This is a genomic window from Phreatobacter stygius, assembly GCF_005144885.1.
GTDB classification, from domain to species: Bacteria; Pseudomonadota; Alphaproteobacteria; order Rhizobiales; family Phreatobacteraceae; genus Phreatobacter; species Phreatobacter stygius.
This window is the reverse complement of record NZ_CP039690.1, coordinates 5,513,201-5,526,002: the sequence shown is the minus strand read 5'-3', so window position 1 is coordinate 5,526,002 and position 12,802 is coordinate 5,513,201. Positions and strand designations below refer to the sequence as shown.

The following is a 12,802-nucleotide window of genomic DNA, read 5'->3' as shown; positions in this document are numbered from 1 at the left end:
TCATCATGAAGACACTCAGCCTGAAAGCCTTGTCGAAGACCTATTTCGATGCCTATGCCGGCGTCCACGTCACCGCCGTGCAGGACGTCAGCTTCGACATTGCCGAGGGCGAATTCGTCTCCATCGTCGGGCCGTCCGGCTGCGGCAAGTCGACCATTCTCAACATGATCGCCGGTTTCATCCCGGCCTCCGGCGGCGAGATCCTGGTCGGCGGCCGGCCGATCAGGGGACCGGGGCCGGACCGCGGCGTGGTGTTCCAGTCCTTTGCCCTGTTTCCCTGGAAGACGGTGATCGACAATGTCGGCTTCGGGCCGAAGATGCGCGGCGTTCCGAAACCCGAGCGCGACGCCATCGCCCGCGAATATCTGGCGCTGGCCGGCTTGACCGAGGCCGCCGGCCGCTATCCGAACGAACTCTCCGGCGGCATGCAGCAGCGCGTCGGCGTGGTCCGCGCGCTGGCCAACGAGCCCGACGTGCTCCTGATGGACGAACCCTTCGCCAGCGTCGACGCGCAGACGCGCATGACGCTGCAGGAGGAGCTGACGCGCATCTGGCAGGAGCGGCGGCCGACCGTGCTGTTCATCACCCACGATGTCGCGGAAGCCGTGTTCCTGGCGAACCGGGTGATCGTGCTGTCCAAGGGCCGGGTGAAGCAAGAGGTCGAGGTCGCCCTGCCCCGCCCGCGCGTCTGGGACGAGCTCGTCCAGAACGACCAGTTCAAGGACCTGTCGGCCCGGGTGCTCAGCCTGGTGAGGTCGGCGTGACCCTGGTGCGCGCCGCGTTGGCCTCGACCAAGGTCCGGATCCTCGCCGGGCTTCTGGTCCTCTGGCTTGTCTGGCAGGCCTGGCTCGCCATCGCGGCACCGGCCAAGATCGCCGAAGGCTTTCCCGAAAGACTTCGCGTCAACGCCCTGATCACCTTGCCGTTTCCGCCCGAGCGCTTCCACATCCTGGTGTTTCAGCGCCATGGCCGGGTGTCCGGCACGGAGGGCAATACCGTCGAACTGAGAGGCATCGCAAAAAGCGATCTCACCGCCATTGCCCGGCTCTATTGGGTCAGGCGGATAGCGCCACTGAGGGAGGGAGCATCATGATCACGCGCAGAACCATCGTTGCCGGCACGCTGATAGCGGCGCCGGGCCTGGTGCCGCATTGGGCGCAGGCGCAGACCATGACCAAGCTCAAGGCCGGCATGGTCACCGGCATCGACCAGATCGGCCTGCCGATCGCGCTCGAACGCGGCTTCTTCGAGAAGGCGGGCCTGGATGTCACCATTGCCCGGCCCTATGCCACCGGCGTCGACGCCTTGAACGCCCTGCAGGCGGGCGAAAGCGAGATCGTCCAGGTCGGCGTTCCCATGATCGGTGCGGTGCTGCGTGGCATGGACCTGGTGGCGCTGGGCAATTACAGCGGCAATGCCACACGGCGCGGTTCGGACGCCACAATGGCTCTGATCGCGCGCGCCGACAGCGGCATCGACAAGGGCAATCTCTCAAGCCTCAAGGGCAAGAAGATCGCCGCCTCCTTCGGCACGATCAACCATCTCTATATCCTGGCGCTCCTGGAAAAGGCCGGGCTGGCGCCAGCCGACGTGACGCTGGTCAACACCCCGCCGCCCGACATGACGGTGGCGCTGCTCGCCCGCGGCATCGATGCTTTCTCCGGCTGGGATCCCTGGCCGATCGTCGCCTTGAAGGACGTGCCCGGCGCCTATGAGGTGGTGCGCGGCGGCAATGTCATTTCTTATGTCGGCTTCAACGTCGCGCTGCGGCCATGGATCGAGCGCAACGGCCCGACGATCGAGAAATTCCTGGCGGCCGTGTCGGAAGCCGACCAGTGGATGCGCAAGAACTCAAAGGCCGCCGCGCAGGTCGCCACCCGCTGGATTCCCGGCCTGAAGGCGGATGTCGCGGAAGCGGCGATGGAGTTCAACATCCAGCAGGCCGACCGCCGGCTCTCAGCCAATAATTACCGCGCCTTGTGGAGCGCGGTCGATCGCCTGCACCGGCTCGGCTTCGTGCGGGCAACCTTCGACGTCAACAAACATATCGAGCCGCGCCACATGCTGAAGGTCATGGCCGAGCAGCCGGGCCTGTTCAGCGACCTGCCGGCGATTCCCGCAGATGCGGCGATCGGACCGGGCTTCGTGTTCACGCCGTAAGGGGAAACCGTTGCGGGGCGCATCGCGCGGTGCGTGTCGCGACGAAAAACGCCGTCGAATCAACCCTCTCCCAAATGGCTACCGGATTCACACATCTCGACAATCCATGTCTTGGCGCGGTGTTTCTCGCTTCGTCATGGCCGTGCTTGTCACGGCCATCCACGTCCTCCGCGGTCAAGGCAATGCGTGGATGGCCGGCACAAGGCCGGCCATGACGAAAAAGGACGGCGCATGCGCTATCCGTGGTTCTCGTGCGAAGCCTTGAGAGGTGGCGAATTCAGGCCCCTTTGAGAGATCTGTGAATGTCGTAGCCCAAACGGAGAGGGTTGTCGGGGCTTCGCAGGAGAGGGAGCGCCGCGCTGTCCGCGTCATCCCCATGCGCTATTCGCCACGCACTATTCGCCATTCAGGTCGGCGTCTGCGAGGTCGCGACCCTGAAGCATGACGCCGTGATCGAGCGCAGATTGTCGTCGACCTTGTATTTCTCGAGCCGGTTCCGCTCTTCGGCTTCACAGGCCTGCACCGATGCCATGCGATCCACCGTATGGACGTATTGCCCATCGGCGAACATCAGAAACATGAAAAGAAAAACCTGCCCTGTTGCCATTGCCACGCCTTCCCCTATCGCGCCGACCCGATTTCTACAGCATGAGCCCGCCATAGTTAATGAGTTCAAGGCAATAACCATGCCGGAGCTGTGGACATCCTTGCCGATACACGCCCGCGACTATGCCAGCCGCCTGGCTTTCAACCAGAGGAAGAGCGGCAGCCGTGTCCACTTCTGACGCGAATCATCATCGGCGGTCACCTGCGGCACCGGCTCGCGCAACCCGGTGATGGCAAGGCCCGCCCGCGTCAGGGCTTCGGCATAGGCCTCGAGCGGCTGCGACCAGCCGGCAAACTCCATGGTCAGGCCGCCGCGCTCTTCGCTGCCTTCGAACCGTTCACGGCCGAAATAGGACCCCTCGACCACGAAGGGCGCGTCCGGCTCGGGGCCGGCGAACCGGCCGCGGTCGCAGAACGGATGAACCAGCGAGATGACGACCTCGCCGCCCGGCGCCAGCACCCGGCTGATTTCGACCAGCGCAGCCGGCACGTCCTCGACATCCATCAGCACGTTATAGGCGACGATCAGGTCGAAGCTGCCGTCCTCGAACGGCAGCGACGCCGCGGGCGCGACGGCATAACGATCGGCCGACCGCGCGGCCGCCGCGGCATCGACCAGTTCGGCCACCGCATCGGTGGCGGTCACGTGATATCCAAGCTCCTTCAGGGTCCGCGACACCCGCCCCTCGCCGCAGCCGACCTCGAGAGCCCGCGCCTCGCCGCGACCGATGAAGGCCAGCAGCGCATCGCGATAGGCCCAGAACGCGTCATGGCCCGGCGCGCGCGCCCAGGCGGTCCATTGCGCGGCGACCCGCGCCCAATGCGCCCGGTCGACAGGCGTCTCGGTCATGGTGGCGTGCTCCTGGTAGGTGTCGAAAGCCGGCGGGCTCTGCATAACCCGATCGGTGGCGGATTCGAACCAGGACGCCCTTGCGGCGTTGTTCGCGCATGGCTGACCCCGCACAGGCTTCGACACCACCCGCCCCGCGCATCGGCGCGCACGCGCCTCACCCCGCGCCGGCGCACCAAACACCATCCGGCCACGGCAGCTTCCGCCTGGCGTTCAGCCAGGCGCTCGACGGCTGGTCGCCGCGCAGCCTCGCCCAGATGGCGGCAACCGTCATCGGCCTTTATCTCTGCTACCTGATCGCCCTGCCTTTCCTGTCGGCCCTGGCCTTTGCCCTGGCGCTGGCCGTGCTCGCGGCCCCCTTGCAGCGCCGGCTCGAAAGCCTGACGCACCGGCCCGGCCTTTCGGCGGCGCTGTCGGTCGCTTTGGTGATCATGGTCGTCGTCGTGCCGTTCCTCGCGGTCGGGCAAAGGCTGGCGGTCGAGGCCGCCAAGGGCGCCGGCCTGCTGCAGGCCGAGGTCCAGGCCGGCAACCTGCAGCACGCGGTTTCGATCCATCCCTGGCTCGGGCCGGTGGTCGCCTGGATCGGCGAGCAGATCGAGCTCACCACGATCCTCGGCAATGCCGCGACCTGGCTGACCAATGCCGGCACGTCGCTGGTCACCGGCTCGATGACCCAATTGCTGGTCGCGTTGGTCACCTTCTATCTGCTGTTCTATTTCCTGCGCGATCGTCGCGCCATCCTCGGCTATCTGCGCAGCCTGTCGCCACTGCGCGAGCCGGCGACGGAACGGCTGTTCCGCAGCGTCGACGACACCATCCACGCAACCGTCTATGGAACCTTCGTCACCGCCCTGCTGCAAGGCGCGCTGGGCGGTCTGATGTTCTGGTTTCTCGGCCTGCCGACACCGCTGCTCTGGGGCCTGGTCATGGCCATCCTGGCGATCGTGCCGGTGCTCGGCGCCTTCATCGTCTGGTTTCCCGCCGCACTTTATCTCGCTATCACCGGCGATTGGGGCAAGGCCGCCATTCTCACGCTTTGGGGCGGCATCGTCATCGGCGGCATCGACAACGTGCTCTATCCCTTGCTGGTCGGCGGCCGCATACGCCTCCACACGGTGCCCATGTTCATTGCCATGATCGGCGGCCTCGCGCTGTTCGGCGCGGCCGGGCTGGTCCTCGGCCCGCTGACGGTCACCATCACCTTGATGCTGATCGAACAGTGGCGGCCCGTGCCGGAGCCGGCCAATAGCCCGCCATGATCCGACGCCTCGCCGCATGCTTGCCCGTCCACATCGCAACCAGTTGCCTCCCGGACATACCGGTGCGATATTGCAAGCAGTTCTTGAGAAGCCATCATCAAGGGGATGATATGGACCACGCCCACCGGTCGGGCTGCCCGATCAATCTGTCGCTGGAAATATTCGGCGACAAATGGAGCCTGCTGATCATCCGTGACGTGATCTTCGGCAACCGGCGGCATTTCCGTGAGCTCATGCGCTCGGAGGAAGGCATCTCCTCCAACATCCTGGCGGATCGGCTGAAGATGCTGGTCGACATGGGCATGCTGACCAAGGCCGACGACCCGAGCCACAAGCAGAAGGCGATCTACAGCCTGACCGAAATGGCGATCAGCGTCCTGCCGATCCTGGCCCATCTTGGCGCCTGGGGCCGCCGCTGGCTGCCGGTGAGCGAAGAGCTGAGCATTCGCGCGCAGCTGCTGGAAGAAGGCGGGCCGGCGCTCTGGGAGCGGTTCATGGCCGAGTTGCGCCTGGAACACCTGGGCCTTCCGGTCGAACCGGACGCGCAAGCGCCACAAACCAGCGTTCGCGCGACCTTGCAGGCAGCCTATGAAGAGGTTGTCGCCCGGACCAGGCAGGCCAGTCCACCGGCCGACATCGTTCCGGCCGTGCTCTGAGCGCAAGGGCGCGTACTCATCTGGACGGTTCCGATGACGGCATTAAGCTCACGGCATGATGCTGGCCGGATCGGCGTCGATCGCGATCCGACTGCGGCCTTGAACCGGGAGCTTGTTCGACCGATGGCGCAGCTGATCAGACGTGAAGACTGGGCCTTCGAGCCCGGCCGCTGGCATGGCGAGTGGCAAGGCGCGGCAGCCGGCGCCGGTGTCTCGGTGATCTTCGTCAGCCAGACCGAGATCGGCGCGGGGCCGAAGCTGCATCGCCACCCCTATCCGGAAACCTTCATCGTGCGCACCGGCCGCGCCCTGTTCACCGTCGGTGAACGGGAGATCGAGGTCGAGGCCGGCCAGATCCTGGTGGCGCCGGCCAACGTGCCGCACAAGTTCGGCAATCTCGGGCCGGGCCTCTTGGAGACCATCGACATTCACGAAAGCGGCGGCTTCATCACCGAATGGCTCGAATGACGCCTGGCGTCCGCCACCGCCGGAGCCCCGCCGTCACGCGAGCGTCACCACCACCGGCTGATGATCCGAGGCCTTGGTGGCGAGGTCATAGGCGATCGCCGTGACCCGCTCGGCGACATCGCCGGTGGCGAAGACGAAATCGCAGCAATGGGCCGGGCCGTAGGTCTGGTCGTAGAGGCAGAACGACGGCGGATGCGGCTCGCCTGGATGCTTCGCCATCCAGAGATCGACCAGGCCCGGCGTGCCGTCCCCGAAAGAGGCTTCCAGCCGCGCCTTCGAGGGATCCGACGGCTTCATGTTGAAATCGCCGCAGAGAATGGCCGACGCGGTCACCGGCTGCGGCGCGAAGGGCGCGATGCCGCCTTCGAGCGGCGGACGCTTCACCCGCGCGGCAGCCTGGCGGTGGGCGTCACGAACGCTTTCCACCTGGGCCGCGCGCAACAGCGTGTGGGAATATTCGAGATGGGTGGTCATCACCCGCACCGGGCCGAACGGTGCCTCGATCATGGCATCGATCGTCAGGCGCGGCATCGAGCGGGCCTCGGCCGCCTCCCAGGCGAGGCTATGGCGGAACACCTGGCCGACCGGCAGCCGCGACAACAAGGCGTTGCCGAAACGGCGGCGGCCGCCCTCGCCGTCAGGCACGTCCACCGCGGCGCCCTCGATCAGGGTGAAGCCCGGCAGCAGCCCGGCCAGCACCGCGAACTGGTTCTCGCCGGAACTGCCTTCGAGCTGAGGGAAGTTGTCGGCCACCTCCTGCAGGCAGAGCACGTCGAAATCGGCGAGCTGGCGGGCATGGTCGACAATGCGCCGGAGGCTGAAGATGCCGTCGACGCCGAGGCCCCATTGGATGTTCCAGGTGATCAGTTTCATAGAATTGAGCTCGTCTGTTCCGGCGAAGACTGCATTGATCTCAATGCCTCGCTATCACTTGATTCCCGCCCGCATGAAGCTCTGCACGAACTGGCGCTGGAACAGCAGGAAGCCGATCAGCAGCGGCGCGGCGGTGAGCAGCGTCGCCGCGCAGATGATCGACCAGTCGACGCCCTGGTCGGTGGAGGAGAACACCTGCAGGCCAACGGTGAGCGGGCGCGCCTCGACCGAATTGGTGACGATCAGCGGCCAGAGGAAATTGTTCCAGTGATAGCTGACCGAGACCAGGCCATAGGCGACATAAACCGGCCGCCCGAGCGGCACATAGACGCGCCAGAGCACCTGGAGCGGGGTTGCACCCTCGACGCGGGCGGCATCGTCGAGCTCCCGGGGCACCGTCTTGAAGGTCTGGCGTAACAGGAAGATGCCGAAGGCCGAGGCCATGTAGGGCAAGCCGATGGCGGGAATCGAATCCAGGATGCCGATGCGGCCCATGGTCCGGTAGTTCTCGACGATCAAGACGTCGGGCATGATCATCAGCTGCGCCAGCACCAGGGCGAAGACCAGCGTCTGTCCGGGAAACGCATAACGGGCGAAGGCGAAGGCCGCGAGCGTGCAGAGCACCAGCTGGCAAGCCAGGATCACCGTCACCAGCACGAAGGTGTTGAGGAAATAGCGGGCGAAGGGAGCGGCTTCCCAGGCCCGGGCGAAGTTTTCGAGGGTGAGCGGCGCGAACAGCTCGAACCGGGTGGAAAATTCCGGCGGATGGAACGCCGTCCACACCGCATAGGCCAGCGGCGCGATCCAAAGCAGCGCGAGCAGCCAGGCGCCAGCCGTCTCCAGGATGCGGGCGAGGCCGCGCGGGGCGTAGACGTCACTCATCGCAGGACTGACTCATCGCAGGACTGACTCATCGCAGGACTGACTCATCGATAATGGATCCGCCGTTCGAGCAGGCCGTATTGGACGAGCGCGATGAGGCCGAGAAGAGCCAGCAGCACGACGGTGAGCGCCGCGGCATAACCGGTGTCCCAGAAGCTGAAGCCAACCTGGTAGATGTAATAGAGCAGGAGCGCGGTGGCGTTGTCGGGACCGCCGCGGGTCATGACGAAGATGTGGTCGATGGTGCGAAAGGCGCCGATCACCGCGTTGACCAGCACGAACAGCGTGGTCGGCATCAACAAGGGAAACTGGACACGCCGAAAATAGGTCCAGCGCGAGGCGCCTTCCAGCGCCGCCGCCTCGGCAAGGCTCGGCGACACGGTCTGCAGGGCGGCGAGATAAAAGATCATGAAGAAGCCCGCCTCCTTCCAGACCGCCACCACGGTGACCGCGAACAGCGCGGTGTCCTTGGAGCCGAGCCAGTTCGGCGAATTCATGCCGAAGGCGCCGAGCACCTGGGCCAGCAGGCCATATTGCGGCGTGTAGAAGAACAGCCAGATATTGGCGACCGCGATCATCGGCAGCACGGTCGGCGTGAAAAAGGCCATGCGCGCCAGGGTCCGCCCGGCGATCTTGTCATTGACCCAGATGGCCATCAGCAGCGCCAGCGCGATCGACACGGGAATAGTGCCGACAGCGAACCAGAAATTGTTCGACATGGCCTGCCAGAACACCGGATCGGTCAGCATCTGCTCAAAATTGTCCATGCCGACGAAGCGCGAGGGCCGGCGCGGCCGGGGCGTCGAATAGAAGCTGTCGATGAAGGTGGCGATGGCAGGCCAATGGGTGAACAGCGCCAGAAGCGCGAGCGAGGGCGCCAGCATCAGCCAGGCATGGGTCCAGGTGCGGTTGGCCGAAGAGGTCATGTTGCCGCGGCCTGCACCGAACCCGAACGGCAGCGTGAATAGCCCTGACGAAACGACCCTCTCCCAGAGGGAGAGGGTTGATTTGCGCTGTTCCCCTTCACCGATAGGCCCTGAGAATCCGCTCGGCCTCGGCCTGCGCGTCCTTCATGGCCGCCTCCGGCGTCTTGGTGCCGGTGAGCGCTGCCTGGAGCCCGTCATTGAGTGCCTTGGTGACGCGCTGGTTCTCGTGGGTGGAGAGCTCGGCGACCGCGAATTCCAGCTGGTCGCGGGCGACCGCCGCGGCCGGGAAGCCGGCGACATAGGCCTTCATCTCAGGCGTGTCCCAGCTGTCCTTGCGGGTCGCGACATAACCGGTGTCGATGCCCCATTTGGCGGCCCGTTCCGGCGTGGTGATCCATTGGATGAACTTGAAGGCGGCCTCCTGCTCGGCCTTGGAGACCTTCTTGGACAGGTAGAAATTGCCGCCGCCGGTCGGGCTGCCGCGCCGCTTGCCGGCCGGCAGCATGCCGACCCCGAAGGGGAATTTGGCGTTGGCGCGCACGCTCGTCAGGTTGCCCGTGGTGGTCCACATCATCGCGCATTTGCGCTCGAAGAAATCGCGCGGCGTGGTGCCCCATTCGACGATGCCGGTGGGGTGAACCTTGTGCTTCCGCGACAGGTCGACCCAATATTGCAGCGCTTCGATGACTTCGGGCGCATCATAGGCGGTGCGATTGCCGGCACTGTTCATCAGGATCGCGCCGGCCTGGGTCGTCAATCCCTGGAACAGCCAATAGGGGAAGCCCGAGGCCGGGATCTGCAGGCCCCACTGGGTGGTGTTGCCGCCGTCGCGCCTGGTCAGCTTCTCGGCGAAGGCGACCTGCTCGGCCCAGGTGGCCGGCGGCTTGTCCGGGTCGAGGCCAGCCTCCTTGAAGGCCTCCTTGTTCCAATAGAGCACCACGGTGGAGCGCTGAAACGGAATGCCCCAGGTCTTGCCCTCGGTCTGGCTGTTTTCCATGAAGCCCGGAAAGAAGCTCTTCAGCCAGGCCTTGTCGGCATCGGTGCGGATGAAATCGTCGAAGGGCACGATGGCCTCTTCGTCGATCAGGGTGAACATGTCGGTGGACAGGAGCACCGAGGTCACCGGCGGCGTGCCGCTCTTATGCGCGGTCAGCGCCTTGACGATGGTTTCCTGATAGGTGCCGGCATAGATCGGCTTCAGCGCGATCGAGGGATTTTCCTTCTCGAAATCGGCGGCGAAGCTGTCGATCAGCCTGGTGATCGGGCCGCCGACGGCGACGGGATAGAAAAACGACACTTCGGTGCGCGCCTGTGCCAAAGCCGGTGCCGCGACGGTAGCGGCAGCGATGGCTGCAGCGCCCTGCAGAACGGCGCGGCGGTCGATGGATCGGGTCATGCTCAGTCCTCCCGTGTTTTTGTTTGCCGGCGAGCTTATCGGGTTTTTCGTCCGAGGCTAGGCGATCCGCCGCCCGCTTGCCGTATCGAAATGGTGGGTGTCGGCCACATCCCAGTCGAGGCCGAGCCTGCCGCCCTCGCCGGCGGCGACCTTGCCCGGCACGCGCACCACAAAGGATGCCGCCAGCGCTCCGTCGCCGATGCGCGCATCGATGAGGCTGTCGGCGCCGAGATATTCGACCGCCGTGACGGTCGCGTGAATGCCGGTGTCGCTCAGGCGGACATGCTCGGGCCTAACCCCGAGCGAGACGGTCGAGGCATCGCGGCCATCGGGCGCGAAGCGCGCGGCCGCCTCGCCCAGCGCCGCCAAGGGCAGCACATTCATCGGCGGCGTGCCAATGAAACGCGCCGTGAAGACGGTCGCCGGCCGGCCATAGAGCTCTTCCGGCGTGCCGTGCTGTTCGACATGGCCCGACCGCATCAGCACGATCCGATCGGCCATGGTCATGGCCTCGACCTGATCATGGGTGACATAGATCATGGTGACGCCGAGCCGGCGCTGCAGCGCGCGGATCTCGCGGCGCATGTCGAGGCGAAGCTGCGCGTCGAGGTTGGACAAGGGCTCGTCCATCAGGCAGACCGGCGTCTCGGCGACGATGGCGCGGCCAAGTGCGACGCGCTGCTGCTGGCCGCCGGACAGTTGCGAGGGTTTGCGGTCGAGCAGCTGGTCGAGGCCGAGGATGCCGACCGCCCGCTTCAGCCGTGCGATACGCTCCGGCTTCGGCACCTTGCGCACCTCGAGGCCGAACAGGATGTTCTGTTCGACGCTCAGATGCGGGAACAGCGCGTAGCTCTGGAACACCATGGAGACGCCGCGCTCGGCGGGCGCCGTATGGGTCACGTCGCGCCCCGAGATCTTGATGGTGCCGGCGGTGGACTGCTCCAGCCCCGCGATCAATCTCAGCGTCGTCGACTTGCCGCAGCCGGATGGCCCGAGCAGGGCGACGAGATGGCCGGCGGCGACCGCAAACGACACGTCGTTCACCGCGGCCTGCCCGCTGAAGGCCTTGGTCACACCCGATAATTCGACCTCGGCCACGGCATCTCCCTTAGAATCTCTGCGGCAGGGAGCCGGACGGTAGAGCATTTCCTGGCGGCTTGGGTACCGGTCGACGCACGGAAAATGCCGCTGGGCCGCGAGAATGAGAAAATTCATTCGCGCGGCCCAATCATCTGCACGGCATTGGATATCCCGCAGGCCCTCAAGCCCCGGCGATGCTGCGGAACTGCAAACAGAGAGACACGGTGAGCGCCGCGGCCGCGGCCAGGCCGGCCCAGGTCCGGACGGTGTTCCACATCGTCCAATCGGTGAGGTAGCGGGTCCACAGCGCCGCACCCTCGGGGCTCTCCGGCTGGACCGCCTCCAGGGCGTCGTTCAACGGCACGTTGAAGACCATCGTCACCACGAAGGTGCCGACGACATAGAGCAGGCAGCCGGCGACGAGCCAGGCCGCGCCAGGCTCGGACCAGCGGAACAGCGCGGTGACCGTCAGCAAGGCGGCGATCACCGCCGTGCCGATGAAGGCGCCCAGGAAAACCGGGTTGATCACGACGATATTGATCGACCGCATCGCCGCCATGCCGGCCAGCGGCGGAATGCGGCCAAGCGCCTGCATGATGAAGGCCGAGAAACCGAAGAAGGTGCCGCCGATCACGCCGCTGCCGAGAGCGGCGGCAAAGGTGAGCGCGAAGAGACTGCGGTCGATCATGGCAATGCTCCATCTCCAAAAGGGTGTCATGTCCAAGAGGGTGTCCGCGCCTGCCGGAACGGAGCGGATCAGGGCGGTGATGTTCAGACGTTCCAAACGCCGCTGGCGGCGGCATTGCGAACATAGTCGGCGAAACGGCGCGGCGGCCGGCCGAGCGCCTGCTCGACCCCGCCGGTCAGATAGGCATTGCGGCCGTCGAGGACGGTCGAGAACAGATAACCCACCAGCCACACGATGTCGGCTGGCAGATTCTGGGCGGCGACCGCGGCGACATAGTCTTCGACGGGCACCTGAACATGGCGGATCTCTCGGCCGACCGTCTTGGCAATGATGGCGATGGCTTCGGCGAAGGTCAGCAGATCCGGCCCGGTCAACTCATAGAGCTTGCCGGCATGCCCGGGTTCGGTGAGCGCCGCCACCGCGGCATCGGCAATATCGTCGGCATCGACGAAGGGCTCCGCCACATCATTTGCCGGCAGCGTCATCTCGCCGGACAGCACGCCCTCGATGAAGGCGCCCTCGCTGAAATTCTGGTTGAACCAGCTCGCCCTGAGGATCGTCCAGTCCGCGCCGGAGGCCTGCAGAATGGCTTCGCAGAGCTGGGCCTCTTCTTCGCCGCGGCCGGAGAGCAGCACCAGCCGGGTGACCCCGCTGGCGACCGCGCGGCCGATAAAGGCCTCGATCGCCGCGGCGGCCCCGGGCACCGCGAGATCCGGATGATAGGCGATATAGGCGGCGGACACGCCCTCGAGCGCTGCGGCCCAGGTCCCCTGGTCGTTCCAGTCGAAGGCCGGCGTCGCCGACCGGGAACCGATGCGCACAGCGACGCCGCGCGCCTCGAGGCCCTCAGCCACCCGCCTGCCGGTCTTGCCGGTGCCGCCCAGGACCAGGACCGGGACCAGGACCGGGACCAGGACCGGGACCAGGACCGGCTCGATCTGCTTGTCTGCTTTCATCG

15 protein-coding genes are annotated in these 12,802 nt (G+C 65.9%); 6 read left to right on the top strand and 9 right to left on the bottom strand.

The window, feature by feature from the left end:
- The first annotated feature begins 5 nt into the window (after window positions 1-5).
- The 3 genes from E8M01_RS26140 to E8M01_RS26130 are packed head-to-tail and all read left to right on the top strand — an operon-like array spanning window position 6 to window position 2,160.
- Entirely contained in the window at window positions 6-764 is a 759-nt protein-coding gene (locus E8M01_RS26140) for an ABC transporter ATP-binding protein (RefSeq protein ID WP_136962830.1), read from the top strand.
- Window positions 761-1,093 (top strand): hypothetical protein, encoded by a 333-nt coding sequence (locus tag E8M01_RS26135; RefSeq protein WP_136962829.1) that lies wholly within the window; start codon window positions 761-763, stop codon window positions 1,091-1,093. The genes E8M01_RS26140 and E8M01_RS26135 overlap by 4 nt, the downstream gene beginning before the upstream one ends.
- Window positions 1,090-2,160: an ABC transporter substrate-binding protein gene (locus tag E8M01_RS26130; protein WP_136962828.1), complete on the top strand. Its 1,071-nt coding sequence runs from the start codon at window positions 1,090-1,092 to the stop codon at window positions 2,158-2,160. The genes E8M01_RS26135 and E8M01_RS26130 overlap by 4 nt, the downstream gene beginning before the upstream one ends.
- A 406-nt stretch (window positions 2,161-2,566) precedes the next feature.
- On the opposite strand, the gene E8M01_RS35145 is transcribed toward E8M01_RS26130, so the two are convergent.
- Both E8M01_RS35145 and E8M01_RS26125 read right to left on the bottom strand, forming a co-directional pair.
- Window positions 2,567-2,740 (bottom strand): hypothetical protein, encoded by a 174-nt coding sequence (locus E8M01_RS35145; RefSeq protein ID WP_170182082.1) that lies wholly within the window; start codon window positions 2,738-2,740, stop codon window positions 2,567-2,569.
- A 147-nt stretch (window positions 2,741-2,887) separates the two neighbouring features.
- Window positions 2,888-3,616, bottom strand: coding sequence for a class I SAM-dependent methyltransferase (locus E8M01_RS26125; protein WP_136962827.1), 729 nt, complete (start codon window positions 3,614-3,616; stop codon window positions 2,888-2,890).
- A gap of 98 nt (window positions 3,617-3,714) precedes the next feature.
- Here E8M01_RS26125 and E8M01_RS26120 point away from each other — a divergent pair, with 98 nt between their 5' ends.
- The 3 genes from E8M01_RS26120 (at window position 3,715) to E8M01_RS26110 (ending at window position 5,999) form a co-directional block, all read left to right on the top strand.
- Window positions 3,715-4,875, top strand: coding sequence for an AI-2E family transporter (locus E8M01_RS26120; protein WP_136962826.1), 1,161 nt, complete (start codon window positions 3,715-3,717; stop codon window positions 4,873-4,875).
- Window positions 4,876-4,985: 110 nt separating this feature from the next.
- Window positions 4,986-5,531, top strand: a complete 546-nt coding sequence (locus tag E8M01_RS26115; protein ID WP_136962825.1) for a winged helix-turn-helix transcriptional regulator — start codon at window positions 4,986-4,988, stop codon at window positions 5,529-5,531.
- A gap of 123 nt (window positions 5,532-5,654) precedes the next feature.
- Window positions 5,655-5,999, top strand: coding sequence for a cupin domain-containing protein (locus E8M01_RS26110; RefSeq protein WP_136962824.1), 345 nt, complete (start codon window positions 5,655-5,657; stop codon window positions 5,997-5,999).
- A 33-nt stretch (window positions 6,000-6,032) separates the two neighbouring features.
- On the opposite strand, the gene E8M01_RS26105 is transcribed toward E8M01_RS26110, so the two are convergent.
- The 7 genes from E8M01_RS26105 to E8M01_RS26075 all read right to left on the bottom strand — a co-directional run bounded on the left by E8M01_RS26105 (window position 6,033) and on the right by E8M01_RS26075 (window position 12,800).
- The gene (locus E8M01_RS26105) at window positions 6,033-6,872 is read right to left on the bottom strand and encodes an endonuclease/exonuclease/phosphatase family protein (protein WP_136962823.1); all 840 of its coding nucleotides are present in this window, start codon (window positions 6,870-6,872) and stop codon (window positions 6,033-6,035) included.
- 54 nt (window positions 6,873-6,926) lie between these two features.
- The gene (locus E8M01_RS26100; RefSeq protein WP_136962822.1) at window positions 6,927-7,754 is read right to left on the bottom strand and encodes a carbohydrate ABC transporter permease; all 828 of its coding nucleotides are present in this window, start codon (window positions 7,752-7,754) and stop codon (window positions 6,927-6,929) included.
- 44 nt (window positions 7,755-7,798) lie between these two features.
- The gene (locus tag E8M01_RS26095) at window positions 7,799-8,680 is read right to left on the bottom strand and encodes a carbohydrate ABC transporter permease (RefSeq protein ID WP_136962821.1); all 882 of its coding nucleotides are present in this window, start codon (window positions 8,678-8,680) and stop codon (window positions 7,799-7,801) included.
- 97 nt (window positions 8,681-8,777) lie between these two features.
- Complete coding sequence (locus E8M01_RS26090) at window positions 8,778-10,076, bottom strand: ABC transporter substrate-binding protein (protein WP_136962820.1); 1,299 nt, start codon at window positions 10,074-10,076, stop codon at window positions 8,778-8,780.
- Between the two features lie 57 nt (window positions 10,077-10,133).
- A complete protein-coding gene (locus tag E8M01_RS26085) occupies window positions 10,134-11,174 on the bottom strand; it encodes an ABC transporter ATP-binding protein (protein WP_136962819.1) in 1,041 nt (346 codons plus the stop codon).
- Window positions 11,175-11,337: 163 nt separating this feature from the next.
- Window positions 11,338-11,844, bottom strand: a complete 507-nt coding sequence (locus E8M01_RS26080) for an anthrone oxygenase family protein (protein ID WP_136962818.1) — start codon at window positions 11,842-11,844, stop codon at window positions 11,338-11,340.
- Between the two features lie 83 nt (window positions 11,845-11,927).
- Complete coding sequence (locus E8M01_RS26075) at window positions 11,928-12,800, bottom strand: NmrA family NAD(P)-binding protein (RefSeq protein WP_136964840.1); 873 nt, start codon at window positions 12,798-12,800, stop codon at window positions 11,928-11,930.
- Window positions 12,801-12,802: the final 2 nt, after the last annotated feature.

Excerpts from the sequence above, each read along its gene's own strand:
- E8M01_RS26080 (WP_136962818.1), bottom strand. The coding sequence starts at position 11,844 with ATGATCGACCGCAGTCTCTTCGCGCTCACCTTTGCCGCCGCTCTCGGC.
- E8M01_RS26140 (WP_136962830.1), top strand. The coding sequence starts at position 6 with ATGAAGACACTCAGCCTGAAAGCCTTGTCGAAGACCTATTTCGATGCC.
- E8M01_RS26130 (WP_136962828.1), top strand. The coding sequence starts at position 1,090 with ATGATCACGCGCAGAACCATCGTTGCCGGCACGCTGATAGCGGCGCCG.
- E8M01_RS26100 (WP_136962822.1), bottom strand. The coding sequence starts at position 7,754 with ATGAGTGACGTCTACGCCCCGCGCGGCCTCGCCCGCATCCTGGAGACG.
- E8M01_RS26075 (WP_136964840.1), bottom strand. The coding sequence starts at position 12,800 with ATGAAAGCAGACAAGCAGATCGAGCCGGTCCTGGTCCCGGTCCTGGTC.
- E8M01_RS26110 (WP_136962824.1), top strand. The coding sequence starts at position 5,655 with ATGGCGCAGCTGATCAGACGTGAAGACTGGGCCTTCGAGCCCGGCCGC.
- E8M01_RS26105 (WP_136962823.1), bottom strand. The coding sequence starts at position 6,872 with ATGAAACTGATCACCTGGAACATCCAATGGGGCCTCGGCGTCGACGGC.
- E8M01_RS26115 (WP_136962825.1), top strand. The coding sequence starts at position 4,986 with ATGGACCACGCCCACCGGTCGGGCTGCCCGATCAATCTGTCGCTGGAA.
- E8M01_RS26120 (WP_136962826.1), top strand. The coding sequence starts at position 3,715 with ATGGCTGACCCCGCACAGGCTTCGACACCACCCGCCCCGCGCATCGGC.
- E8M01_RS26095 (WP_136962821.1), bottom strand. The coding sequence starts at position 8,680 with ATGACCTCTTCGGCCAACCGCACCTGGACCCATGCCTGGCTGATGCTG.
- E8M01_RS26090 (WP_136962820.1), bottom strand. The coding sequence starts at position 10,076 with ATGACCCGATCCATCGACCGCCGCGCCGTTCTGCAGGGCGCTGCAGCC.
- E8M01_RS35145 (WP_170182082.1), bottom strand. The coding sequence starts at position 2,740 with ATGTTTCTGATGTTCGCCGATGGGCAATACGTCCATACGGTGGATCGC.
- E8M01_RS26125 (WP_136962827.1), bottom strand. The coding sequence starts at position 3,616 with ATGACCGAGACGCCTGTCGACCGGGCGCATTGGGCGCGGGTCGCCGCG.